Source organism: Nocardia kruczakiae NBRC 101016 (genome assembly GCF_001612965.1).
GTDB classification, from domain to species: Bacteria; Actinomycetota; Actinomycetes; order Mycobacteriales; family Mycobacteriaceae; genus Nocardia; species Nocardia kruczakiae.
On record NZ_BDBL01000014.1, the window covers coordinates 46,136 to 70,006 of the forward strand.

Consider the following 23,871-nt stretch of genomic DNA (forward strand, 5'->3'; position numbering starts at 1 on the left):
GCATGAAATCCCACGACGCCATCGTGTTCGGGCCCGGTGCGGAGGGGCAGGCCCGCAAACAACGCGGTGATACGCTGCTGGACAAGCCGATCACGAGCGAACTCGGCGGGGTATCGCCCACCATCGTGGTTCCCGGCAAGTGGTCGGTGCGGGACCTCGCTTACCAGGCCGAGCACATCGCCACCCAGAAGCTGCACAACAACGGGTACAACTGCGTTGCCACGCAAGTGCTGGTGCTCAGTAGCGACTGGGACCAGAAGGACGCCTTTGTGGCCGCACTGCGCAAGGCCCTCGCGAACGCGCCTGCCCGGCAAGCGTATTACCCCGGCAGCGACGATCGATGCGCGAGCGCGGCCGCCTCGCATCCTGGCGCGGAACATCTCAACGACCAGGGAAGGCTCCTGCTGGACGACCTCGCCGCCGACGATGTCGCATTCACCGAAGAATATTTCGGCCCCGTGCTCGCCATCACGTACTTGTCCGGCCGGGATAGCCAATTCGTCAACAGCGCAGTCGAATTCGCCAACACCCGATTGGCCGGCACTCTCGGTGCCAATATCGTCATCCATCCGCGCACGGCACGCCGGCTCGGCACCCTGTTCACCGAAGCGATCACGGACCTGCACTACGGCACCATCGCGATCAACGCATGGACCGGCGTCGGCTACCTCACCGCCCGCGCCACCTGGGGCGCTTTCCCCGGCCACACGATCGACGACGCGCAGAGCGGAATCGGGGTCGTACACAACGGCGTCCTGCTCGACCACACCGAACGAACCGTGGTTCGCGGACCATTCCGGCCGTTCCCACGCTCGATACTTACCGGAGAGTTCACACTCTCCCCACGCCCACCGTGGTTCGTCACCAACCGAACGGCCGTCACCACAGGCCGCAGACTCGCGGAGTTCGCTGCCCGCCCCGGCTGGGCCAAGCTTCCTGGGATCGTCGCCTCCGCCCTACGCGGATAGTGAAAACGCGAGTTCGCCCCTCGAGCGCAGTACGCGCTATCGGAGTAGTTCGGCGACTGTGGCGGCCGGGACCGGAGCGCCGTTTACCAACCGGTTAGCGGAGGCTTGACTTTTGTGGCTGGCCCGACCGCGCGAGCGGGAGGATCAGGGGCGGCGTTTGTCGCGGCGACAACGTTTTCGAACCTCCTCACATGGAATTCCTCAGTCGCTGCCCGTTGCCTCCGGTGTGTCCGCGATGGCCGCCCGACGTCGATCAGCGTCCGCGCGGGCGGCTGTGGCGCTCCACCTTCCGGCGAGCAGCCAGACGGAGGGCAGGAAGATCAACTGTGCGGCGAAGCACACCCACCACAACCGTTCCCACTGACCGGGGGCTCGGTCGGCCGCCGAACGAACCGTCTTTCGGCTTCTCGGCGTGCACACGCTTCGAACAAACGCTCCTTGCCGCCGAAATGCGCATACAACGTCGGCTTCGAAGTATCGGCGGCGACTGCCAGTTCGTCCATGGTGACTCCGTCGAACCCACGTTCACCGAATACCGCGACAACGCCGTCGAGCAAGGTGTCATCGGTCGGTCGCACCGCTGTCGATCGCCGACGTTTGCTGCCGCTGTCAACGTCGGGCTCATAGTTCGAGACTGTCATGAGGCCCTCCTCGCGGACGGATCAGCCCACGTCGGACGCTGACCGGGCCGCGATGGCACGGTCCACATCGTCCCGTCGACCAATGCCGAAAATGTCGCGAAATTCCGCATCACGGGTTTGCTTGACTGCAGTCGAATCGGGCACCACGCTTGAACGCAGAGGTTATAATCCAGCGCTCTACTCGAGGAGACGATGGAGCTATGTCCAGCGAACATCTGTCCGAAGAGCCTCAATCGCAGCGAGGAGCCGAAGGCTCGCGAGACACCGGGTCGAATACAGCGGGCGGCGGCTCGGCCGATCGCCCGGCCGGCACCTTCGACCACGAAGAAGTTACTTCAGCCCGTGATCAGAACCAGTCCGAAGACGACGTCGCCACGACCGGGACGCTCCCACCCGCCGACGTCGAATCGGCTGTTCCGCCCTATGAAGGCCGGCGAACAAGCGCGGACGAGGTAGGCGACACCACAGAAGGAGGGGGCGGCGCCAGAACAGCGGGCGCGACCCACCCCGTGACCGACCCGAATTTCAAGGCTCCGGCCCCAGACGAGACCCCCGGCGGGACCACCGCGTCCCCGGCCGAAGAGCAACCCGCGACGCAGGCACCCGAAACCGAGCCCACCGCCGAAGGAGCCGAGGGAGGACATCACGGTGGCGTGCGCAGAGCCGAGGATCAGCCTCGGGAGACACGGCCGCAGTAATCGCACTACGGCGAACGCGCGAAAAACAACGCGACTGCGGCGAGCCGCTGAGTGCCGGGCGGGGTGAGAGCATACTTCGGCGGCTCGCCGCCGGTCACCGTGTCGCCGGGGCCTGTCGAAGTTCCTTCGGATCGAGTTATCGCCGAGCGCAACGCCTTTCGGGCGAATGAGGCCGTCGAAACGGTGTCGTCCCTAGCCACGTCTCGGTCCCCTGGGAAATCGAGTACGCGTAGTTACCGGCTCTCAGCGAAGCAGATGGTCGGCTAACCGGCGCCGACGATGCCGCCGAACCGCCACTGCTACGCCGCAGGCTGCATAACGGTGGACGGCTTCGCAGCGGTAATGGGTCCGTCAAATCGCTGCTTGTCGGCAGCCTCGATCCACTGCCTCATGTCGTGCCGACTATCGCTGACCTGCGGTTCAGCAGTGGGCGAGAAACGACCTGTCGGCAACCAGGCGCATACAGGTAGGGCTGGCACCACCCCGCCCCGGGTAGTGCGCGCGACCGCGATTCGGGCGGTCAGCGCCCGCAGTGCTTCACCGATCGATGCGATGCATCGATTGTGCATCGAATCGGTGGGGCTGGGTACAACCAGTGCATGACCAACGACACCGATACATCAGAACTCGCAGACCGCGGCGCGGCCACCGAGGAGCGGCCCGGGATCCGGCATCGTCGTCCGGACGACGCCGGCGACGACGCGGTCCGCGCGGCCGGAACCTTGTCCGAAGCGCTGGAAACGATCGAACAGGCGCGCGGGAGTCTGTATGCGTTCCACCGGTTGACCGGGCATGCCGATCTGCTGCTGGACAGCGTTGTCGACCAGCTTCGCGCCGCTGGTCGCCCGGATTTGGCCGGGCGCGTGCGTGGCGAGTTGATCGGCCGCAACGTGCTGCCGGGGCGATGGACATTTCAGATCATGGAGGAGTACGACGACGGGTACTACGCCGCATTCGCCGACATGGAACGCATGGTTCGCGACCAGCTTGTTCAAGGCCGGCGCCACGTCGACGAGGCGGAGATGAAGGAACGTCGCCGTACGCACGGACGGCCGGAGCACACCGCACGACCGTGAACGAACTCGACCGGCTACTCCACCGCGTGGGAAGTCGGTCGCGACATGTGGCTCAGCAGGCCCAGCTCCGGTTCCAGTGCGCCGTCCTGGCCGAGGGCACGGAAATCGGCCTCCACGGCCTCGACCTCGAGACGGCCCGCGCGCACCGCGCGGTAGCGCAGGAACGACCATATGAACACATCGAGATGGTCGAAGCGAGTGCCGCCCTCGAGAACCTCCTCCTCGTGTAACCACAGCGCCACTTGACCATTGGTGAGTACGCAGAACAGATTTCCGCCGCCGTCGGCACCGACGGAGAAGACGTCGGCGTCGGTGAGCTCGGTGGTGTAGTCCGCATCGAGAATTCCGCAGTCGTTACCGGCGAAGTCGAAACCGTAGGACCAGTCGAATATGTCGAGGAACTGTGGCATCACCCCCGAGCGCACCCGGGCGTCCAGGGCCGCGAGGGCGGCCGCGTCCGTCGGCGCCAGTCGCGCGAGAAAACGATGTCGCCGAACGGGTTTGTGCGGGAACGACCACAGGTTCGGCGTCGGGGAACCAGCGGCTCAGGTCGGCGTCGAGGCCACTGGCGACATAGCCGATCAGGCCTGCGGGGGAAAGCGTCACCGGGCGATCGTAGAGTGCGCCGACCGCCATTGTCCGGCGCTGGGGCTCGCTCGCTGGTCGGGGCAGAATGGACGCATGGCAAAGGCAACGGTCAACGGCGTCACCATCGCGGAGTCCGACCACTACGAGACAGTGGAAGGCAATATCTACTTTCCGCCGGAGTCGATCAAGAAGGAGTACTTCACGCCCACCGAGACTCACAGCATCTGCCCGTGGAAGGGCCGAGCGAGCTATTACACCGTGGATGTCGGTGACGGAAACCCCCTCGTCGACGCCGCGTGGTACTACCCCGAGACGAAGCGGGCGGCAGCCAACATCGAGGGGCACGTCGCCTTCTACAAGAACAAGGTCTCCATCGACGACTGATCTGCCCCGGCACCGGCGGTGATCAGGATGTCGACCTCAGCCCGGCAGCGACTGCGCGAAGAATGCCAGCAGGTGCGGTTCGACCGCCTCCGCGTCGGTGAGCGAGAGGAAGTGCGCGCCGCCGTCGATGATCACCGGCGGTCCCGCATTGGGCAGCGCTGCGGCCAACTCGACGGCCCGGTCGACCGGATAGGCGGCGTCCGCCGAGCCGTGCAGGACCAAAGCGGGGCAGTCGATCTCGGACGCTCGATCGAGGACGCTGTCCCGCTCGACCAGTGGGGTCAGGACACGGTCGATGTGATCTCCGGAAAGCTTGCGCCATCTGGCCTGCCACTCGGTCGCATCGTGCTGACCCAGGCAGATGGCGGCGTTCATGTCGAGCAGATCCTGGGTCGGCCCGAGTTCGCGCCATGCGGCGGCGGCCTGCCGGTAGGCGGCGGCGACCTGCGGGTCCTCCGCGGCGCCCGACGTTCCGAGCAACGCGAGCGCGGCCACCCGATCCGGCTCCAGGAGGGCCATCCGCATACCGATGAATCCGCCCTGGCTGGTCCCCAGCACCCCGCACCGGGCGACCCCGAGGTGGTGGAGCAGTTCGAGTGCGTCGCGGGCCACGTCCCAATAGGTGAAGGGACCGTCGGCGGGGGTTTGGCCGTGACCGCGTTCGTCCATGGCGATCAACCGGTAGGTCCGGCCGAGCGAACGAACCTGTGGGGCGAACATGTCCGCGTCCATCAGGTAGCTGTGCAAGAGCAGGACGGCCGGGCCGGAGCCGCCGTGGTCGATGTAGCTGACGACTTGGCCACTGTCGAGCGTCATCGCTGTCCGCATGGGGCGCAGTCTATTCGGTGGGCGATACCGGTTTCCGCCACCGATGGGGATGGTGGAAGCGATTCCGCTGATCGTCGGTATTCGCGCGGAATTCGCCGCTGAGGCCGATTGGGCCGGATTTCTGCCGGCAGCGGGGGAGTGCGTGGTTGAATTCTGCCCAGCGCATGGCGTCGGTAGGTGGCTGTCGTCACCCGGGCAGAAGTGCATCGGGACGGCGAACGAGACCGAGGAGAGAGGTGCCGGATGGCCGAGCCCGAGATCGAGTCTCGAGAAGGACCGGCCGCCGATCGACCCGGCCTCGATGATCGACCTGCAGGACCCGCAGTGCGCGTCCGGGCCGAGCATTTCCACACGATCTACGACCCGAGCGTCGGCGAGCCGCAGCCGTGGTACATCAACGACCACACCATCATTCGCGACGAATCGGGCCGCTGGCACCTGTTCGGCATCACCCATACCGAACCGGCGGATCCGTTCGACGAGATCGAATTCGCCCATGCCACCGCCGACGACCTGCACGGCCCATGGACCAAACACCCTTCCGTGTTGGTTGTGGACCGCGACTACGGCGAGACACATCTGTGGGCGCCGTACGTGATCCGGGTCGAGGGGCGCTACCACATGTTCTACGCTGGCGGCGGCGAGGACCGCACTGCCGCGTTGATCTGCGCGGCCACCTCCGACGACCTGTTCGAGTGGACCCGCGAACCGTCCGGACCGGTCTTCCGCGACGGGTACGACGCCCGCGATCCCATGGTCGCGTGGATCGACGGCCGCTGGGTGATGTACTACGCCGCGACGAGTTCGCCGACGGGCGGCAACTATGTGGTCGCCTACCGCACGAGCACCGACCTGCGCACGTGGAGCGAGCGGCGAATCGCGTTCACCGACCCCACTGCGGGCACCGAGGCCGGCAACACCGAATCTCCGTTCATCCTGTGCCACAACGGTTCCTGGTATCTGTTCATCGGCCCGCGGCCCGACTACCTCGGCACCGACGTGTTCCGCAGCGACAATCCCTACCACTTCCGGATCGGCGACCGCGTCGGCCACATCGCCGCCCATGCCGCCGAGGTGATCGACGACGGCGACCTGTGGATCACCAGTTGCGGCTGGGGACAGGGCGGAGTGTCGTTGGCAGCCCTCGAGATCGGGAGAACCCCACCGGAAACCGCGCCCTGAGTGATATCTCTAGGCGAGTAGTCCGACCGTTCGTCTCTTGGAGGGATCCGGCGTGGCACGTATCGGTGTAATCAGCATTTCCGACGGACGCGACTATGTGCACGAGGGCATAGCCGAGTTCATCCGTACCAACGAGGACCGGCTCGTCGCCGAACTGACCGCCGCCGGACACGAGGTGGTGCGCGGCTCCGCTCCCGTCAGCACCAACACCATCGCCGTCTCGGTGGCCCGCGAAGTCGCCTCGGCGGGAGTCGATCTCACCGTGCTCCACTACGCGGTGTGGGCGTTCCCGCACTTCACGATGCTCGTCCAGGGCGCCACGCCGGGAGCGCTGCTGTTGCTGTCCAATATCGACCCGGTGCAGCCCGGAATGGTCGGGATGCTGGCGGCCGGAGGAGCGCTGGATCAGATCGGCCGTACGCACACCCGGCTGTGGGGCGACCCGGCCGACCCGGACCTGATCGAGAAGATCGGTGTGCAGGCTTGCGCCGCAGCGGCGGTGTCGAGCCTGCGGGGCTCGACGTTCGGCCGGTTCGGCGGCCGGCCGATGGGGATGAACACCGCCGTCGCGAATACCGATCAGTGGCAACGTATTTTCGGTGTCGACGTCGAAGAGATCGACCAGTGGGAGATCGTCCGCCGCGCCGAGCTGGCCGACGCGGCCGAGGTATCGAAGGCCCGGACTTGGCTGGAGGAAACCACCGCCGGCGTGCACTACGACGGTGACAAACTCACTCCGGAGTTGCTGGAGCGCCAGATCCGCTCCTACCTCGCGGTGCGCGAGCTGATCGACGAATGGAATCTCGACTTCTCCGGTATCAAGGGGCAGCCCGAACTCACCCAGTACTTCGCCACGATGGATATCACCGAGGCGTTCCTCAACGACCCCTACGACTGGAACGGCCCCAAGCCGACGCATGTGTGTGCCACCGAGGCCGACATGGACGGCGCGCTGACCATGCAACTGCTGAAACAGATCTCGAAGACACCGGTGTTGTTCGCCGACGTCCGCCACTACCACGCCGACCGCGATATCTGGGATCTGTGCAACTCCGGCCAGCACGCCACCTGGTTCGCCGCCCGCAGCGACGATCCGGCCGAGAACCTGTCCCGGGTACATCTGTTCCCCGAGGTGTTCTTCTTCCCCGCCGGCGGTGCGTCGGTCCATCATCTCGCGGCGCCGGGGCAGATGACCCTCGGCCGGCTGACGCGCAACGACGGCAACTACCGCATGCAGTTGATGCTCGGTGATTTCGAAACCTACGACGACGCCACCAACGACGAGTTGATGAGCCGGTCGACCCGTGAATGGCCGCACGCGTTCGCGCGGCTGGATGCTCGGGCCGAGGATTTCCTGTCGCGGTTCGGCGCCAATCACATTCACGCCGTACCCGGTGACCATCGCGCGACCGTGCGGGCCGCGTGCGATCTGCTGGGCGTCACCGTGGACGAATTCAGTCGGTGACCATGTTCATCGGAATCGACATCGGCACATCCGGTTCCAAGGGCGTGCTGACCGACGCCGACGGCACGGTTCTCGCCCGGTCCGAGCGTCCGCACGAGGTGTCGATGCCGCGACCGGGCTGGGTCGAGCACGACGCCGAATCGGTGTGGTGGGCGGACTTCGTCGCGATCGCCCGCGAGTTGGTCGACGCCGCCGCCGGTGCCCAGCTGGAAGGGCTCGGGATCAGCGGTATCGGCCCGTGCCTGCTGCCCGCCGACGCAGAGGGGGATCCGCTGCGGCCGGCCATTCTGTACGGCGTCGACACCCGGGCGACCGTCGAAATCGCGGAGCTGGCCGAAGAATTGGGCGAGGCGGCGGTCCTCGAACGGGCTGGTTCGCCGCTGACCAGCCAGGCCGTCGGCCCGAAGCTGCGGTGGCTGGCGCGGCACGAGCCCGACGTCTATGAGCGCACCCGCATGCTGCTGATGGCGAGTTCCTTTCTCGTGCACAGATTGACCGGGCGATACGTCCTCGACCATCAGTCGGCGAGTCAGTGCGTGCCCATGTACGACCTGCGCAAGCGAGAGTGGTCGGAGTGGGCCGAGCGCTGCGCCCCCGGGCTGCGGTTGCCCGAACTCGCGTGGCCCACCGAGGTAGTGGGTCGGGTGACTGCGGAAGGTGCCGCCGCGACCGGACTTCCGGCGGGTCTGCCGGTCACCACCGGCACCGTCGACGCGTGGGCCGAAGCCGCCAGTGTCGGCGTGCGCGCACCCGGTGATGCGATGGTCATGTACGGCACCACGATGTTCCTGGTCCAGATCCTCACCCAGCCGCGTCCACACCCGGGGCTGTGGGGAACCTGCGGTGCGTGGCCCGAAACCTATTCGCTGGCAGCGGGAATGGCCACCTCGGGTGCGGTCACCGATTGGCTGCGCCGCCTGGTCGGCGGAGAATTCGGCGACCTGATCGAGGAGGCAGGCAAGGTTCCGGCAGGTAGCCGGGGGCTGTTGATGCTGCCGTACTTCGCCGGTGAACGAACACCGCTGTTCGATCCCGACGCTCGCGGCATCATCGCCGGCCTCACCACCAGTCACGGCCGCGCCGAGTTGTACCGCGCGGCTTTGGAGGCAACCGGATTCGGGGTGCGGCACAACCTGGCGGCCATGTCCGACGCCGGTGGCCGCGCTCGACGCCTGGTCGCGGTCGGTGGTGGCACCAAAGGCGGTCTGTGGACCCAGATCGTGTCCGACGTGACCGGTCTGCCGCAGGAGTTGCCGGCGGAGACGGTCGGGGCCTGCCTCGGTGATGCCCTGCTGGCCGCGGAAGCCGCTGGCGTCGACACGTCCGGGTGGAACCCGGTGACGTCGGTTGTCGAGCCGGACTCGGAACGGCAAGCGATCTACGACCAGTGCTACCGGCGCTATCGCGAACTCTACGAATCGACCGCGGATATCGCGCATTTTCTTGCCGCAGAACAACATCGGACGGCGGACCATGGCTGAACTCTGGCGACTCGATCGGGCGCGCACCCGCTCGATCAGCCCCGAGAACCCGACCGGCGAGCCGGGCGCGGGCGCACGGGCGGAAACCGGCACCGGTGCGGGTGCGGCACGCGATCTCGGTGTCGGCTGGAAGGTGTCCCCGTCGATCGACCTGGCAGCGGAATCCACAGCGACACTGGCCGACGTGTCCGGACCAGGCGTCATCCGGCACTTCTGGCTGACCACCGACCGCACGGTGCTGCGTCAATTGACACTGAACCTCACCTGGGACGACGAGTCGCGTCCGTCGATCGACGTGCCGCTGGGCGACTTCTTCTGCAACGGCTGGGACGAACTGGCGCTGGTGAGTTCGGAAATGGTGGTGGTCGCACCCGCCGGCGGTCTGAACAGCTTCTGGCCCATGCCTTTTCGAGAGCGCGCCCGCGTCACCTTGCACAACCCGACCGAACGATCGGTGCCGGTCTACTACCAACTCACCTACGACGAGACCGAGGTAGGCGAGGATGCAGGCTACCTGCATTGCCGACGGCGGCAAAGTAATCCGCTCGGAACACCGGCGGTGCACACCATCGTCGATGATATCCGAGGCCGCGGACGCTATGTCGGCACCTATTTGGCGATCGCACCGAATGCGCCCGGCTGGTGGGGCGAGGGCGAAATCAAGTTCCACCTCGATGGAGACGACGAATTCCCGACCATCTGCGGCACTGGCACCGAAGACTATTTCGGTGGCGCCTGGAACTTCGACCTGGACGGCGCCTACCGCGACTATTCCAGCCCGTATCTCGGTCTGCACCAAGTACTTCCGCACGACGAGATCTACACGCCGCAACAACGATTCGGCATGTATCGCTGGCACGTCCGCGACCCGATCCGCTTCCATGAGGAGCTACGCGTCACGCTGCAAGCGCTGGGCTGGCAAGACGGCGGGCGGTATCTGCCGCTGGCCGACGCCGATATCGCCACCACCGCATGGTGGTACCAGGAAAGGGGAAGGTAGATGCGCGCGCTGGTGATCGAGAAACCCGGCGAGTACTCGGTGCAGACGATTCCCGACCCGATTCCCGGCCCCGGCGAAGTGGTCGTCCAGGTGGCCGCGGTGGGGATCTGCGGAACCGACATCCATATCGTCGAAGGCGAATTCCCGCCCACGCCCTACCCGATCGTCCCCGGCCACGAGTTCTGCGGCGAAATCGTCGACGGCCCGGGCACCGGCGAGAAGGTAGCCGTGGACCCGTCACTGTTCTGCGGCGCCTGCCACTACTGCCGAATCGGCCGCGGCAACCTCTGCGAACGCTGGGGCGCAATCGGCGACACGGTGAACGGCGCAATGGCCGAATACGTCGCAGTCCCGGCCGCCAACTGCCACCGCCTGCCCGATGACCTGCCCGCCTCCCACGGCGCCCTGGTGGAACCGCTGTCGTGCGCCGTCCATGGATTCGACGGCCTGCCACGAATGCTGGGCTCGCACTACCTGATCTACGGCGCCGGCACGATGGGCCTGATGATGCTGCAACTCGCCGTCGCCGCGGGCGCGGCTTCGATCTCGGTGGTGGACCTCAACACCGACCGCTTGCAGGTCGCCCGCACACTCGGCGCGGACGCGGTCGCCACGAATGCCGACGAGTTCGACCGCCCACAAGGCTGGGAAGTCGTCATCGACTGCACCGGAGCGATCCCGGCGATCGAGGACGGCCTCACTCGAGTCCGCCGCGGCGGCACCTACCAGCAGTTCGGCGTCGCCCCCGGTGACGCGACGGCATCGTTCTCACCCTTCCGCATCTACAACGACGAGATCACGGTCGTCGGCTCGATGGCGGTGGTGCACAGCTTCGGCCGCGCCGTCGACCTCGTCTGCAAGGGCGCGATCGACGCCGACACCATGGTCACCCACACCTTCGGCCTCGACCAGTTCTCCGAAGCGCTGCAGGCGTTCCGCGACGGCATCGGCCGCAAGATCCAGATCGCGCCGCGCGGATAGATGGCCACCGTCGCCGGAGTGGACAGCTCCACCCAATCCTGCAAGGTCGTGGTGTGCGACGCGGACACCGGTGAGGTCCTGGCGCGCGGACACGCACCGCACCCCGACGGCACCGAGGTCCCGCCCGAGGCATGGTGGACCGCATTGCGGCAGGCAGGGGAGGGGCTGCTCGACAGCGTCGATGCCGTATCGATCGCCGGCCAGCAGCACGGACTGGTGGCGCTGGACGACTCACACCGACCGGTACGAGATGCCTTGCTGTGGAACGATGTCCGCTCCGCCGAGGCAGCCGACGACCTCGTCGCGGAACTGGGCGGACCGCAGGCCTGGCTGGACGCGGTCGGCAGCGTACCGGTTGCCGCATTCACCGCCGCGAAACTGCGCTGGATGGCCGATCACGAGCCCGAACTCGCGGACCGGGTGACCAGGGTGATGCTGCCGCACGACTACCTGACCTGGCGATTACGCGGTGGTGGTGACGCTGCGCCGACGACCGATCGGAGCGACGCCTCGGGTACCGGGTACTGGTCCGCGGTGGGAGGCCGGTACCGAGAAGACCTGTTGGCCAGTGCTTTCCGCGGCCGAACCCCGGAAGTTCCGACGGTGCTGGAACCGCTCGAGAGTGCCGGACGCACCGCCTCAGGCGCGGTCATAGCTGCCGGCGCAGGGGACAACGCGGCGGCGGCGCTCGGGCTCGGAATCGGTGACGGCGACGTGGTGATCTCGCTGGGCACCAGCGGTACCGCGTTCGCACGCACCCCGCAGCTGAACACCGATCCGTTCGTCAACGGATTCGCCGACGCGACAGGACAATTCCTGCCGTTGGTGTGCACGCTCAACGCCGCTCGTGTGCTCGAGGCGATGGCCACAGCCCTGGGAATCCGCATAAACGAACTCGACGCACTCGCCCGCCAGGCCCCACTCGGCGCCGACGGACTCGTTTTGCTGCCGTACCTATCCGGCGAACGAACCCCAAACCTGCCACACGCGGCGGGCAGCCTGCACGGATTGCGTTCGGAGACAATGCGACCCGCACACCTGGCCCGCGCCGCAGTCGAGGGAATGCTGTGCAACATGGCCGACGCGCTCGACCGGCTGCGCGCCGCCGGCGCGACACCCCGGCGAGTACTGCTGATCGGCGGCGCTTCACGTTCCGCGTTCGTCGCCGAGACCGCCGCACAGATCTTCGGCGCGGCGGTGACCGTGCCGGAGCCGGAGGAGTATGTCGCGCTGGGTGCCGCACGGCAGGCCGCGTGGGCTTTGCGAGGCGGTGCCGAACCACCGCGGTGGCCGGCGGCCTCGACCGTCGAGATTCCAGCGCCCGACGACCGTGCGGTGGGCACGGAGATCCGCAGCGCCTATGGCCGGGTGCGAGAAGCTCTGTACGGCAGCTGACTCCGCAACGCCGATTACCGAGCCCGAACATGACTTCAGGTCACCTCGGTCACTCGATACTCGACAGCCCCTTCACTCCCGAGCCCCACCGTCGCAGGGCGCTGCCGACAACGGTCGCGATCGCTCTCCCCCCAAGTTCCGACCATTGACAACCGGACGAAGCGATCGTTGTAATACTGCGGCGATGATCGAACCCGACCCCCAACTCGAACAGGAACTCGACGCCGCGCGCAGTCTTTATCCGATCGGCGACCACGTGACCGGAGTGGTCACGCTGGTTCCACGTCCAGGCGTGGTCGGACTGTTCGTCGACTTGGGCCATCCACCTACTGGGTTCGTCGACCTGCTGAGCTTGCCGCTTGCCTCCGACCATTGGCCCACCGTCGGCACAGTCACCAAGTTCGAAATTCTCCAGCACACCCGCGGTCAGGTTCGCCTCTGGCCCCTCGATGCCGCCTTCCGATCGAACAGAGCAATCTTTCCCGCCCTCAGCGAGTCCGATTGGTGCACCGCCAAAAACCGCCACCCCGTCGGGTCCGAAGTCACCGCCGAAATCACCGGCGTCTTCCCCGGCAACCGCGAATACACCGTCGCATTCGACGGCCTCCGGTCCGTCCTCCCCTGGTCCGGTCCACCGCCCGTCGTCGGCACCATCGCCCAGTTCACCGTCCACCGGCATCTCGACGTGACCCGAAGAATCGTGCTGCGCAGCACCTGACGCGATCTCCATGCGGCTGATCGCGAACGCGGTCCAACGGAGTATTCTCAGCGGGTCGCGATGAGCTTCGCCGAACCCACTGGAACTCGACGCGAATGGCCGCGGCCGGACGAGCCGGATATCGGCCTCTGTGTTTTGATCACGGTCCCCAGCGAACATGAGCTGAGGTTCGTTGCGTGCGTATCGGCCGCGATGCGATTCGTCATGCACTGCTCGGCTGACTACCTGGCCGTGAGCGTGACCTTCGAAGTGCCGGTGAAGGATCGGCGCCGACTGCCGTGCGAGCGGCTGTGGGCTCTTCCGTGATCGGCGGCTGAATCTCTCTCGCGGTCACTGCCGTTTTCGGAGAGACATAAATCGAGTTGCACGGTGGGAACCGTCTTGGTCGTCACCGCGTCGTGACTGGCGAGCGCTGTAGGCGCTTGGGGGGGCACATTGTGGAGCAATCGGTTTCACGACCCCGTGTTGTCGGGGAGGCAACATTATGACGGATACTGGTCCCAACGTCGTCGAATGTTGTGCCGGCGATCGATCGATTTCAGCGCCTGATTTCCGGTGGTTACGAAATTTTGAGGGCTGTGCTCGCATAATGGTTCGAGCGGAGCCTCTGTTTATGGTGGCGAGGTTCAGGGCCAGGTAACCTTTGTGGCTCGAAGATCGTGTGAATCCTGTTGAGCTGCCCCGTATTCCACTTCAACCGAGTCGTTGAGGGCAACATCACCGAAATTCTTGTGCTCTCCCAGCGAGTCGAGGCCGAACCAGACATGCGCACCGTCTTCGGTCTCGATAATTCCGGTGGCGCGCTTCTCGTTCCAGCGCCAGACTTTCCCCTCGGCGCGCTGTACCTCTCGCTCTTTTTCCACCTGTTCGACTATACCTACGGCGGCGTCGACGATGGGCTCTGCGGCGGGCACTCCGCGGATAGTTTCGAGGGTCGAGCAGGAGTGGCTGACCGGGCTGTTGTCGGCGTCTGGATGGGAATCACTGCGCCGGAACGATTCTGAACAGGAAGTGATCGATGACTCTGGATGACGCTCCAGCCCCGCGTGATGAGCCCGCAGTCGTGACCGTCGAATACACCTGTCCTCGACAGTGATGTTCGGTGTTCGGAAGTACCGAACACCGAACAAACCATTACAAATCACCGACCGCGGTGCCTGGACAGCGCGAGGGCTGAGTGTTCAATTTGCGACACAAGTATGTGTATTTTGCGAGAGCGGTGGGGGCCGTGCGAGTCTTCTGATCCGATTCGATCAGATGCCTGGCGCTACAGGTGTCTCCTCGCGCTCCCGTGCGGCATGTCTAGGCAGGAACATGGCCGGGACGATGATCACCGCGGTGAGCCCGAACGCCACCCAGAACGCGAAGCCGAAGGAGTCGGCGAGCAGCGGTCCGATTACCGGCATGAGTTGGGGCGGGACGGAGCTGATCTGGCCGGAACCGCCACTGCCGGCGGGCATTCCGTGCTCGGTCAGCTGTCCGGAGAGGTGCTGCGTCAGCGCGGTTACCAGCAAGGCGCTCCCGAGCGACGCGCCGACCTGCTGAATGGCCGAGAGCGTGGGTGCCGCCCGTGTCACGGCGTCCTTGCCCAGATCGGTGTAGGCAGCCGAAATGGTCGGCATCATCACCGCACCGAGGCCCATACCGCGCACGAACAAGGCCACACAGAGCCAGAGGTATGAGGTGTCGGTGCCCACGTGCGTGAACGGGAGGGTGCCGATGAGGCCGAGCACTACGCCGACGGGAACCACGTAGCCGGCGCCGATACGGTCGGTGAGCCGGCCGCCGATCACCACCGCCACGATCGCGCCCAATCCCTGGGGCGCGAGCAGCAGGCCGGCGTCGAGCGGGCCCTGTCCGCGCACGGTCTGGTAGTACAGCGGGAGCAACAGCATGCCGCCGAACAATCCGATGGCGACGAGAAAGACCGCGATGGTTCCGCTGGCGAAGACCCGGTTGGTGAGCAGGCGGACGTCGACGATCGAGTCGGCTCCCTTGTGCAGGCTGTGCCAGGTATAGAGGGCCAGGCCGACGACGCCGGCGATGAGCCAGCCGAGCACACCCCACTCGGTGAATCCGCCGTGCGAGCTGGCCTGCGACAGCCCGTAGAGCAGGCAGACGAGGCTGCCGGAAAGCAGGATCAGCCCCCGCAGGTCGAGACGGCCGTGCTCGGGCACGGTGTCACCGGGTGGGAGCTTCCAGACCGCGAGCGTCAGGGCGACGGCACCGACCGGGACGTTGACGAGGAAGATCCAGTGCCAGCTCGTGTACTGGACCAGCAGGCCGCCGATCACCGGACCGAAAACCGGCCCCAGCAGCATGGGGATGCCGAGGATGGCCATGGCCCTCCCGAGGCGTTGCGGGCCCGCGGCCCGGGTGATGATCGCCTGCCCGGCGGGCAGCAGCATGCCGCCGCCGAGTCCCTGCAGGACGCGGAAGGCGATCAGGCTTTCGATCGACCAGGCGGCCGCGCACAGAGCCGACCCTGCTACGAACAGACTCACTGCGGTGAGCCAGACCGGTCTGGGCCCGAAGCGATCCATCGCCCAGCCGGTCACCGGGATGACCAGCGCCACCGCCAGCAGATAACCGGTCACCACCCACTGCGTCGTGGACAGGGTCGCGCCGAGTTCGGTGCTCAACGAATCCAGGGCGACGTTCACGATGGTGGTGTCGAGAACCACCATGATCATGCCGGACACGATGACGAGTCCTGTGACGATGACGCTGCGATCGAGCTTGCCCGACTGCTGCGCGGTGGTGGATGCCATATCAGCTCCCTCGTCGATGGTGCCAGGACTCGACCGGGCGACAACACCCTGCGACTACCCGTCGTGAGGCCGATTATCGCGGTGCTGTCATTCCACAGGGTGTCACGGACCTTGTCGCCGAGGGGGAGATCGGGTACGCCGTTCGCCGTCGGGCGGCCACGCCTCGATGCGGGGGTCGCACAGGGCGAAGGCGGGCGGGGATGCCAGCGTGCCTCTAATATAGAGGCATGACTGAGAGTCTCATACTGCAGGTGTGGCAATCGAAAGACTCCACCCACCTGCCGGGATTGCTTGCCGAGGAGGCGACCTTCTCGAGCCCGGTCGCCGATTACCACGGCCGGGCCCGTGCGGCACACCTGCTGGCGACGATCGCATCGGTACTCGACTCGGTACGTCAGACCCGGCAGTGGACTGACGGGCAGCAGCGGATGTTCGCGTTCACCGCACGATTCGATGGTCAGGAACTCGAAGGGGCACTGAGGGAAGAGCTCTCCGAGACCGGCAGGCTGTCCCACGTGACGTTGTTCCTGCGGCCGTACCGGGTGCTGCGCGCGGCCATCGCGGAAATGGCACGGCGACTGGAAGATTCACCTCCGCCGCAGGCGGCCTGATCGTGGCGGACGAAACGCCACGCCCGGGACGGCCGGTTCGCGGATCGACCACCGGGCGCCCGATCATGGCCCTGTTCGATCTGCTCGGGCGCCGTTGGGTACTGCGGGTGATCTGGGAACTCGATCAGGCCCCGGGCCCGCTCACCTTCCGTGAACTGCGCACCGCATGCGGCGACGTCTCCTCCAGCGTGCTGACCCGTCGGCTGGCCGAACTCACCGAGGCGCGCCTCGTCGAACACGAGGAGGGGTACCGGCTGACCCGCGCCGGCCGCGCACTCGTCGAGCGGCTCGCGCCATTGACGCAGTGGGCGGCGCAGTGGCACAACGATATTGGATGAGACGATGCCCGGAGCCGGTTCGGGTCTCCCGCTGCCGACCGGCATATCTGGCCGGAACCACCGCTGCCGAGCGTCGCGTCGACCTATCGAATGTCCGAGGGTGCGGGAACCGACGGCGTCAGATGTGGTCGTGGCCGGAGAGGCGTTCGTGGTCGATTTCGGCGTCGCGTTCGCGGTCGCGCTCATGGTCGGATTCGGCGTTCACGTTCCATGAGATCGGGTGTGCGCCGGGGCCGCAGTCCTGACTCAACCGGATTGTCGATTCGGGGCGGATCCGTACCTCCTGGACGAGCGGACGGAGGTCGCTGCACAGGACGAATATTCCGGCGGTCGCCGGGCCCACATCGGTATTCGTGCATTCGATGTCGACGCGACTGTCCACCGGAACCGATGAGCAGAACGCCTCACGGGGCCGCAGCGCCTGAGCAGATCCTGCGCCGACGGTTGTCGACACCGTCACGGCCGCGAGACCGGATATCACCGCGCCCACGATCGATAGCCGGCGGGCACTTCTCTTGGGGATGGACACCGAGCTTCTCGCTTTCACTGCACTGCAGAACAATTCCCGAAAGCGTATGCACACCGGGGCATATTTCCCAATGGAAGGAATTCTCGGCGATTCGGTACCGTCGACTGCCACGGACGGCATGCTTGTCACCCGTTGACGAGATCGTCGCTATCGTGAACGACAAGTTTGCTGTTCAGCCGCAACCTGACCGGCGTGGCTCGATCGCTTCGGGGATGGAAAGGCGCGGTGTCGGAGCATGGCTGAGGATCTGACCGTGACCGGGATGCTGGTGATACCCGCATCCGAGTTGCGCGAGCGGTTCTCACGATCGTCCGGTCCCGGAGGGCAGCACATCAACACCACCGACAGCCGGGTGGAGCTGTCTTTCGACCTCGCCGGCTCGCCCTCGGTGCCGGAGTGGCTGCGCACCCGGATGCTCGACCGCCTGGCCGCCCGGCTGGTCAACGGCGTGATTACCGTCGCCGCATCTGAGGAGCGCGCGCAGTTGCGGAACCGCGCTACCGCCCGCGAACGCCTGGCCTCGATACTGCGTGACGCCGCTGCCGCCCCGCTGCCCGTTCGCCGCGCCACCAAGCCGTCGCGCGGTGCCGAGGAACGCCGCATCGCCGCGAAGAAGCGGCGCGGCATCACCAAACGTAACCGCCGAATCTCCCCGGACGACTAGCGCTGCGTCGGAAAGGTTGGTGCCGTAACCCGGGGCCAGGCGAGCACCGCCGGCGTCCGGATCGGGATGTGCGGCTTTGCACGAAAAGTTCATGGCATCCGCCTCAATCATTGCCCGATGTCGAGCCGGATACCGCATCGAGCAGACGCGCGCGCTCCCTGTCGGAAACTTCCGTTCCGTACACCGGCTCCACGAGCACGCACAGCAGCAGCGCCACACCTACCGCGCCCGGGTCCGGGTGGCCGACGGCGCGCTCGCCGAGGTAACTGGCGCGACCGCGGCGTGCTCGCAGGGTCGCGGTGGCGAGCGCTCCGTCCACTGCGGCACGCACCATCGCGGCGATATCGCCATCGCCATTCAGTGCCTCGACGGCGGGGGCGAGCGCGTCTACCAGGGTGCGGTCGCCGACTTGTGCCTCGCCGACGCGCTGGATTGCGGCGAGACCCTCGCCGATACCGATACGGAGGGCGTCGATGTAGGAATCCGCCTGTGCCGCGCGGATTCCGAGTGATTGGAACAGCAGTCCGAACAGCGGGCCGCTCGTGCCTCCGACCTCGTCGAGGAAGACCGCTCGCACCGTATCCCACGGTGCGGGGGAGTCCGGTGCGGCAAGGCGGTCGGCGACCTCCGCGAAACCCTCGCGCAGATTGACGCCGAAATCTCCGTCGCCGGTGATCTCGTCCAGCCTTGTCAGCGCGGGCTCGGCCGCGACGAACACCTCCTGCAGTCGGATCACGAGGCTGTCGAGCGTCGTCATCGCCTCACTGGTCATCGTGCGGCGTCCTTCCATGCGGGTGCGTCGGTGGGGGCATGCCAGAGATCGAGCCAGCCGTCGGCGAGTTGGGTGAGGGTGATCGAGAAGCCGCGCATGTCCAGTGCCGCAACGAATGTGCCGACCTGAACCGCCGAGATTTCGCGGCCTCGGGCGGTGAGGGTGCGCGCCGCGAGTTCGAGAACTGTGCAGAGCTCGAGTTCCGTCGTCGCACCGAGCCCATTGACCAACAGCAACAACGGCTTTCGATCATCACCGGGCAGTGATGTGAGAATATCGGTGAGCATCCGGTCGACGAGTTCTGCGAGTGGTGGCCTGGTGATCGAGGTCGAGGCGCGTTCGCCGTGAATTCCCACACCGTATTCGAGCTGATCCGGTTCGAGTTCGAAGGCGCGCACCCCGGAATTCGGTGACGTGAGCGCCTCGGTGGCCACCGCGATACTGCGACTGTGCCCGGCCACCTCGCGGCCGAGCGTGGCCAGCGAGGGGAGAGAGTCACCGCGGTCCGCGGCGGCGCCGAGGATCTTTTCGACGACGATGGTCGCGGCTGTCCCGCGCCGTCCTGTCGCCGTCTCGTCGGATTCGGTGGCGACGTCGTCGTCGACGAGTACGCGCTCGACCTCGATGCCGTCGGCGGCGAGCCGTTCCGCGGCGATACCGAAATTGATCTTGTCTCCGGTGTAGTTCTTGACGATGTGCAGCACCCCGCCCTCACGAACGACGGCCTTGCTCGCCTCGTAGACCTGGCGATTGTGCGGCGAGGCGAAGATCTTCCCCGGTACGGCCGCGTCGAGCATTCCCGTGCCGACGAATCCGATATGCATCGGCTCGTGGCCGGAACCGCCGCCGGAGACGAGGGCGACCCGCCGTGTCGGTGCACCGCGATCGTGGTGCACGAACAGCGGGTCGGTAGTCATCCGGACCCACGGGTGTCGGCGCAGGAACCCTTGCAGTGCCACCTCGGGGCCATGGCCTTCGAGTAAGAACAGTGCGGGCACGGACATCCTCCTCGTCGATCGACGGCGTGATGTCCAGTATCACGGGGCTTGCGCCCCGGCGCGGATTCCCTGCTCGAAGTCAGGCATGACAGCACCGATGTGTTGTCGCGGCTCAGAATTGGTCCAGGCCGGGGCATGGCATCGGCCGCATCGAGCGATCCGCGCCCGACTCGGCCGCGCCGCGCTCGTCATGCCGGCTGTGTTCCGGCGAACCCGTGGCCCGACCCGAGGGGTTCGCCTCGGTCGACCGGCACCGCGGGCCCGGCGAAAGGTATCGAATGCCCGGAGATTTCCGGGCCTTTCGACGATCTCTGTGAACGGCGCGAAACGAGGCGGCGAAGCAACCAGGCCGCCTCGCGACGCTGATCTTTTGAAATATGAAGGGAGTGGACAGAGTTCGTCCGCTACAGCGCTCGACGCTGAGACCGGGCGGAGCGAATATGGCGAATTCACGGCAATGGCCCGTAATTCAGCGCCGACGGTAGCGCGTAAACGAAGGCGGATCCGCGGGTCGGTACGCGAAGCGGGGGTCCGCCGACGCGGGATCAGGAGGCCGACTTGGGCTGGGAGAGGTCCCTGATGCCGGTGATCGCCGTGATGATGTTGTCGATGGTGGAGGTGCCCTCATCGAGGGCGGAGCTACCGGAGTCGAGCGTGGCCGAGCCCGACGATGATCCTGCGGAGCCGGAGGAGGAGCCGGTATCGGCTGATCCCGAGCTCAGCTGCGCGGGGGCGGGAGTGGCGGAGTCGGCGGACGGGGCGGCCGCGGAGGCCATGGCTACCGGGCCTGCGAACAGGGCGGCGGCGGAGAGGGTGGCGGCAGCGAGGATCTTGCGGGAGATCATATACGGGCGTTCCTTTCACAGATGGATAACGACGCCATCACGGCGTGCCATCAAATATATGAAGGAGAAATCTGTGAGGCCACTTTCGTTACTGTGTGAATGGTCACCGTTAACAACTGGCGAACTGCACATTGTGCGGAGGTAACACCATTTGATCTTGCATTTTCTCGATTATCGAATGATCAAATGTCCCGGTTCTCGATCGCGTGCATCGCCCTGGTAGAAGGGGGCTCCTGCGGAGTAATCTACGCATGGGCTGCTCCAGCCAATGGAGCATATGTCGCCGGCTGCAGCTCACATCGCCCACCTGACCAAGGAATCGTGATGGCCCTCTTCATCGACGTGCACGAACATTTACCCGAAGGCACGACGGCGCAGGACGTGGCCGCCGCCCATGCCGCCGACCAGGCGATCCAGGGAGACTACGGCGTGACGTACCAACGCTACTGGGTCGACGAATCGAGCCACACGGCGTTCTGCCTGGTCGACGCCCCGGACGCGGACACCGCAATCACCGTGCACCGCGAGGCGCACGGCCTCGTGCCCGACAGGATCTATCCGGTGGTCGAGGGCACCTGATAATTCCGCTCGAGTCGAGGGGTGCCGAGGTCCACGACCCCGTCCGGTTCCCCGGGTCCTCGACGCCGATCGGCCGCTGCTCGCGACCGTCACCACCACCCGCGGCAGGTCCTGATGCTCGTCCCGCATCCGCATCACGGAAGTCGCGCGCATCCGGTCGATGCGTGACGCGGCACGTACTTTCCGCGCGTCAGCGTCCGAAGACGTCGACCGCGATTTCCCCGCCGAGGTGATAGTCGGCGGACAGATGCAGATTGTCACCACTCCAAAATCTGCCCGGGTCATACCAATTCGGGCGCTTCTCCGGCAGTAATCCCATCGCCTGGTAGGTCATGGCGACGATTTCCGCGCAGTAGGCGTTCTCCAGACCGGCCTCGGTCTCGCGGGTTTTCGAACGCTTCGGCAGCGGTATCCGGCCCCGAAACCATCTGCCCGCCAGCGCACTTGTGGACGGAAAGGGCATGCCGTCCAGCCGTGCCACAGTCCGCAGCGCCGCGTCCTCCATCTCGCGTGTCACCGGCCGATCCAGCTGGCGCAGCCACGCTTGCTGACCGTAGTCGTTGGTCCAGCGCAGGACCGCGGCCTGCAGGTCGTGCAGCTGGGCGCCGCGATGGTGGTTGCCCGACCAGACATCGGGCAGCGCGCGGCCGAGTTCGGCATGCCAGATCAGTGCCGGCAGGTCGTCGACGACCACCGCCATACCGACGTGGTTGACCGGGCTGTTGGTCAGCCCACGGATTGCGCGGTCGGCGCCGGAATGTCCACGGAACAGCCACAAGTCGCCCGTCCGCGTGAGTTCCACTGCTTCATCCAAACCGATACTCGAGGGCGCTTCGCGTGGCACAGCGACTAGCCTAAGCCGTATGCGGTGGTGGAAAGTACTCGGCTTGGCAGGGGCCGCGGGTGTCGCGGCGACCGGTGTGGTGATCGTGCGGTCCGAGCGCAAACGCCGTGCCTATACCCCGGATCAGGTGCGAGACCGGCTCCACGCCCGTCTCGGTGATGAAGCCGAGTCAATCGGTGACGGTAAGCGCTGATCCGGAACGTGAAGCCTACGCCCACAACAGTTTCGATTCCGCCGTCGCAAATCATGGCGTTGGCCGGTGCGGACCTGAGCACGAATAGGCGCCCTGCTGTTCAGACGGCGACCACGGTCAGCAATGCCTCCAGTCCCTTGAAGTCGTCCGGGTTGCGCGTGAACAGGGGGAGCCGCCCGGCAGCGGCTGCCCTCCCTGAACGTCGTCGGGGCGGTGAGCAGGCCGTTCCGGCTGAAGGCGAGCCGGGCTTTCGTCAGTAGTTTCCGCCGGGCGGGTATTCGGAGAAGAACTGTTGGAGCCAGGGTGTGGCGGCGTCGAAGCCCCACCGTACGGCGCCGAGGATGGCATTGCCGGTATTGATGACCACGTATCCGATGACATCGCGGTTTTGTTCGGCGAGTTGCTGGAGTGGCTGGATGATATTCGTGAACATGATGTGTCCTTCGCATCCGGGCGGATGGATACGTTCAAGGCTGCCACAGTGGGCGATGGGGGACCAGGTCCTTCATCGCCGTCGGCCGATGGGTCCGCGAGAGCCGGTCGAGAGTGCTCAGGCTGGGAGCGTTCGGGAGAGCGAATGTGTCAGAGGTGTTCCCTACGCTGCGTGCATGATTCGTTCCTGGACGCGCCTGCGCGAACGCCTCCGCGCACCTGCCGGTCTTCTCTGGCTCGAGCAGGCCGGCACCGATCCCGGTGGCGTGAACACTCGGCCGTCATCCGGCGGCACGCTGCCCGGGGCGCCGCTGCCCGCCGGTAGGCCCTCGTCGGTGGGGAGCGTGTGAGCAGTGCGCAGGCTCGATGGCGAGGTGCATGTGCACTACAGCCAGATCTACGTGGAGAGCGACCCCGAGAGCTTCGGCCCGGACCTGCAGGAAGCGTTCGCCGGGCAGAGCGCAGGACTGTGCGGTGCTGCGATACCCGGCGCTTTGTGGCTGATGACCGGGCTGCATACCGGCAACGTCGGCTTCACCGCCGAAGTGCGCGGCCAGGCTCCACCGCTCGATCCGGCATGGGAGGACGTCGTCGAGGTCTCGTTCCGCCCGGTCTCGGCTCAGAGTTGTCTGATGCAGTGGGCAGGCGAGGCTTCCTGGGAACTGGACTTGGAGGAGATCGACTACCGGGTGCGGTACTGCGCGCAGGGTATGGACCGGGCGCACCAGAAGGACACCAGACTCGATGACGAGCCCCTGCTGGACCGGTACCTTCTGCAGTTCTGGCCCGCTCCGCCCGAGCCGGACCGAGTGGTGCGGCAGACCGCGGCGATCGCGGCTTATTGGCACGACTATGCCCGCAGCCAACCGTCTCCCACACCGGAATAACGT

27 protein-coding genes are annotated in these 23,871 nt (G+C 66.1%); 15 read left to right on the plus strand and 12 right to left on the minus strand.

The features are described 5' to 3' along the window. The first annotated feature begins 2 nt into the window (after nucleotides 1–2). Nucleotides 3–968, plus strand: a complete 966-nt coding sequence (locus NK1_RS11700; RefSeq protein ID WP_063008556.1) for an aldehyde dehydrogenase family protein — start codon at nucleotides 3–5, stop codon at nucleotides 966–968. A 320-nt stretch (nucleotides 969–1,288) separates the two neighbouring features. On the opposite strand, the gene NK1_RS33655 is transcribed toward NK1_RS11700, so the two are convergent. Next, nucleotides 1,289–1,609 carry a TetR/AcrR family transcriptional regulator gene (locus NK1_RS33655; protein WP_084460790.1) on the minus strand — a complete coding sequence of 107 codons (321 nt, stop codon included), beginning with the start codon at nucleotides 1,607–1,609 and terminating at the stop codon, nucleotides 1,289–1,291. Between the two features lie 1,297 nt (nucleotides 1,610–2,906). Between NK1_RS33655 and NK1_RS11705 the strand changes: the two genes are divergently transcribed. Beyond that, the gene (locus NK1_RS11705) at nucleotides 2,907–3,383 is read left to right on the plus strand and encodes a hypothetical protein (RefSeq protein WP_063008557.1); all 477 of its coding nucleotides are present in this window, start codon (nucleotides 2,907–2,909) and stop codon (nucleotides 3,381–3,383) included. A 14-nt stretch (nucleotides 3,384–3,397) separates the two neighbouring features. Here NK1_RS11705 and NK1_RS11710 read toward each other — a convergent pair whose 3' ends face one another. Then, nucleotides 3,398–3,793, minus strand: a complete 396-nt coding sequence (locus NK1_RS11710; protein ID WP_245660451.1) for a hypothetical protein — start codon at nucleotides 3,791–3,793, stop codon at nucleotides 3,398–3,400. Between the two features lie 271 nt (nucleotides 3,794–4,064). Here NK1_RS11710 and NK1_RS11715 point away from each other — a divergent pair, with 271 nt between their 5' ends. Then, a complete protein-coding gene (locus NK1_RS11715; protein ID WP_063008558.1) occupies nucleotides 4,065–4,355 on the plus strand; it encodes a DUF427 domain-containing protein in 291 nt (96 codons plus the stop codon). A 36-nt stretch (nucleotides 4,356–4,391) separates the two neighbouring features. Here NK1_RS11715 and NK1_RS11720 read toward each other — a convergent pair whose 3' ends face one another. After that, nucleotides 4,392–5,183 carry an alpha/beta fold hydrolase gene (locus tag NK1_RS11720; RefSeq protein WP_167354254.1) on the minus strand — a complete coding sequence of 264 codons (792 nt, stop codon included), beginning with the start codon at nucleotides 5,181–5,183 and terminating at the stop codon, nucleotides 4,392–4,394. 324 nt (nucleotides 5,184–5,507) lie between these two features. Here NK1_RS11720 and NK1_RS11725 point away from each other — a divergent pair, with 324 nt between their 5' ends. Genes NK1_RS11725 through xylB form a run of 6 tightly spaced genes read left to right on the plus strand, consistent with a single transcriptional unit; the run spans nucleotide 5,508 to nucleotide 12,687 of the window. Next, complete coding sequence (locus NK1_RS11725; RefSeq protein ID WP_063008560.1) at nucleotides 5,508–6,365, plus strand: family 43 glycosylhydrolase; 858 nt, start codon at nucleotides 5,508–5,510, stop codon at nucleotides 6,363–6,365. Nucleotides 6,366–6,417: 52 nt separating this feature from the next. Continuing rightward, nucleotides 6,418–7,830 (plus strand): L-fucose/L-arabinose isomerase family protein, encoded by a 1,413-nt coding sequence (locus NK1_RS11730; RefSeq protein WP_063008561.1) that lies wholly within the window; start codon nucleotides 6,418–6,420, stop codon nucleotides 7,828–7,830. Nucleotides 7,831–7,832: 2 nt separating this feature from the next. Continuing rightward, nucleotides 7,833–9,311 carry an FGGY-family carbohydrate kinase gene (locus NK1_RS11735; protein WP_063008562.1) on the plus strand — a complete coding sequence of 493 codons (1,479 nt, stop codon included), beginning with the start codon at nucleotides 7,833–7,835 and terminating at the stop codon, nucleotides 9,309–9,311. Then, on the plus strand, nucleotides 9,304–10,311 hold the full coding sequence (locus NK1_RS11740) for a glycoside hydrolase family 172 protein (protein ID WP_063008563.1): 1,008 nt from the start codon (nucleotides 9,304–9,306) through the stop codon (nucleotides 10,309–10,311). The genes NK1_RS11735 and NK1_RS11740 overlap by 8 nt, the downstream gene beginning before the upstream one ends. Continuing rightward, a complete protein-coding gene (locus NK1_RS11745; protein WP_063008564.1) occupies nucleotides 10,312–11,292 on the plus strand; it encodes a zinc-dependent alcohol dehydrogenase family protein in 981 nt (326 codons plus the stop codon). Further along, complete coding sequence (gene xylB, locus NK1_RS11750) at nucleotides 11,293–12,687, plus strand: xylulokinase (protein ID WP_063008565.1); 1,395 nt, start codon at nucleotides 11,293–11,295, stop codon at nucleotides 12,685–12,687. It begins immediately after the preceding gene. Nucleotides 12,688–12,736: 49 nt separating this feature from the next. On the opposite strand, the gene NK1_RS34440 is transcribed toward xylB, so the two are convergent. The 3 genes from NK1_RS34440 to NK1_RS11770 all read right to left on the minus strand — a co-directional run bounded on the left by NK1_RS34440 (nucleotide 12,737) and on the right by NK1_RS11770 (nucleotide 16,176). Then, entirely contained in the window at nucleotides 12,737–13,564 is an 828-nt protein-coding gene (locus tag NK1_RS34440; RefSeq protein ID WP_157104222.1) for a hypothetical protein, read from the minus strand. Between the two features lie 467 nt (nucleotides 13,565–14,031). After that, nucleotides 14,032–14,319 (minus strand): hypothetical protein, encoded by a 288-nt coding sequence (locus NK1_RS34445; RefSeq protein WP_157104223.1) that lies wholly within the window; start codon nucleotides 14,317–14,319, stop codon nucleotides 14,032–14,034. A gap of 339 nt (nucleotides 14,320–14,658) precedes the next feature. Beyond that, complete coding sequence (locus NK1_RS11770; RefSeq protein ID WP_063008569.1) at nucleotides 14,659–16,176, minus strand: DHA2 family efflux MFS transporter permease subunit; 1,518 nt, start codon at nucleotides 16,174–16,176, stop codon at nucleotides 14,659–14,661. 227 nt (nucleotides 16,177–16,403) lie between these two features. Here NK1_RS11770 and NK1_RS11775 point away from each other — a divergent pair, with 227 nt between their 5' ends. Both NK1_RS11775 and NK1_RS11780 read left to right on the plus strand, forming a co-directional pair. After that, nucleotides 16,404–16,787: a hypothetical protein gene (locus tag NK1_RS11775; protein ID WP_157104224.1), complete on the plus strand. Its 384-nt coding sequence runs from the start codon at nucleotides 16,404–16,406 to the stop codon at nucleotides 16,785–16,787. A gap of 2 nt (nucleotides 16,788–16,789) precedes the next feature. After that, entirely contained in the window at nucleotides 16,790–17,125 is a 336-nt protein-coding gene (locus NK1_RS11780) for a winged helix-turn-helix transcriptional regulator (RefSeq protein WP_063008571.1), read from the plus strand. Nucleotides 17,126–17,243: 118 nt separating this feature from the next. On the opposite strand, the gene NK1_RS11785 is transcribed toward NK1_RS11780, so the two are convergent. Next, nucleotides 17,244–17,585, minus strand: a complete 342-nt coding sequence (locus tag NK1_RS11785; RefSeq protein ID WP_157104225.1) for a hypothetical protein — start codon at nucleotides 17,583–17,585, stop codon at nucleotides 17,244–17,246. A 304-nt stretch (nucleotides 17,586–17,889) separates the two neighbouring features. Between NK1_RS11785 and arfB the strand changes: the two genes are divergently transcribed. Continuing rightward, a complete protein-coding gene (gene arfB, locus NK1_RS11790) occupies nucleotides 17,890–18,318 on the plus strand; it encodes an alternative ribosome rescue aminoacyl-tRNA hydrolase ArfB (protein ID WP_063008573.1) in 429 nt (142 codons plus the stop codon). A gap of 103 nt (nucleotides 18,319–18,421) precedes the next feature. Here arfB and dhaL read toward each other — a convergent pair whose 3' ends face one another. The 3 genes from dhaL to NK1_RS11805 form a co-directional block, all read right to left on the minus strand. Continuing rightward, nucleotides 18,422–19,090: a dihydroxyacetone kinase subunit DhaL gene (gene dhaL, locus NK1_RS11795; RefSeq protein WP_084460793.1), complete on the minus strand. Its 669-nt coding sequence runs from the start codon at nucleotides 19,088–19,090 to the stop codon at nucleotides 18,422–18,424. Beyond that, nucleotides 19,087–20,088 (minus strand): dihydroxyacetone kinase subunit DhaK, encoded by a 1,002-nt coding sequence (locus tag NK1_RS11800; RefSeq protein WP_218023106.1) that lies wholly within the window; start codon nucleotides 20,086–20,088, stop codon nucleotides 19,087–19,089. The genes dhaL and NK1_RS11800 overlap by 4 nt, the downstream gene beginning before the upstream one ends. Nucleotides 20,089–20,633: 545 nt before the next feature. Then, the gene (locus NK1_RS11805) at nucleotides 20,634–20,933 is read right to left on the minus strand and encodes a hypothetical protein (protein ID WP_063008575.1); all 300 of its coding nucleotides are present in this window, start codon (nucleotides 20,931–20,933) and stop codon (nucleotides 20,634–20,636) included. Nucleotides 20,934–21,257: 324 nt separating this feature from the next. On the opposite strand from NK1_RS11805, the gene NK1_RS11810 reads away from it, so the two are divergent. Further along, entirely contained in the window at nucleotides 21,258–21,512 is a 255-nt protein-coding gene (locus NK1_RS11810) for a nickel-binding protein (protein ID WP_036509994.1), read from the plus strand. Between the two features lie 190 nt (nucleotides 21,513–21,702). On the opposite strand, the gene NK1_RS11815 is transcribed toward NK1_RS11810, so the two are convergent. Continuing rightward, nucleotides 21,703–22,356, minus strand: coding sequence for a hypothetical protein (locus tag NK1_RS11815; protein ID WP_174552715.1), 654 nt, complete (start codon nucleotides 22,354–22,356; stop codon nucleotides 21,703–21,705). Between the two features lie 446 nt (nucleotides 22,357–22,802). Then, nucleotides 22,803–22,982 (minus strand): hypothetical protein, encoded by a 180-nt coding sequence (locus NK1_RS11820; RefSeq protein WP_063008576.1) that lies wholly within the window; start codon nucleotides 22,980–22,982, stop codon nucleotides 22,803–22,805. Between the two features lie 175 nt (nucleotides 22,983–23,157). Here NK1_RS11820 and NK1_RS34455 point away from each other — a divergent pair, with 175 nt between their 5' ends. Together NK1_RS34455 and NK1_RS11825 are read left to right on the plus strand one after the other, a co-directional pair. Continuing rightward, nucleotides 23,158–23,331: a hypothetical protein gene (locus tag NK1_RS34455; protein WP_157104226.1), complete on the plus strand. Its 174-nt coding sequence runs from the start codon at nucleotides 23,158–23,160 to the stop codon at nucleotides 23,329–23,331. Between the two features lie 3 nt (nucleotides 23,332–23,334). Then, on the plus strand, nucleotides 23,335–23,868 hold the full coding sequence (locus tag NK1_RS11825; RefSeq protein WP_063008577.1) for a hypothetical protein: 534 nt from the start codon (nucleotides 23,335–23,337) through the stop codon (nucleotides 23,866–23,868). Nucleotides 23,869–23,871: the final 3 nt, after the last annotated feature.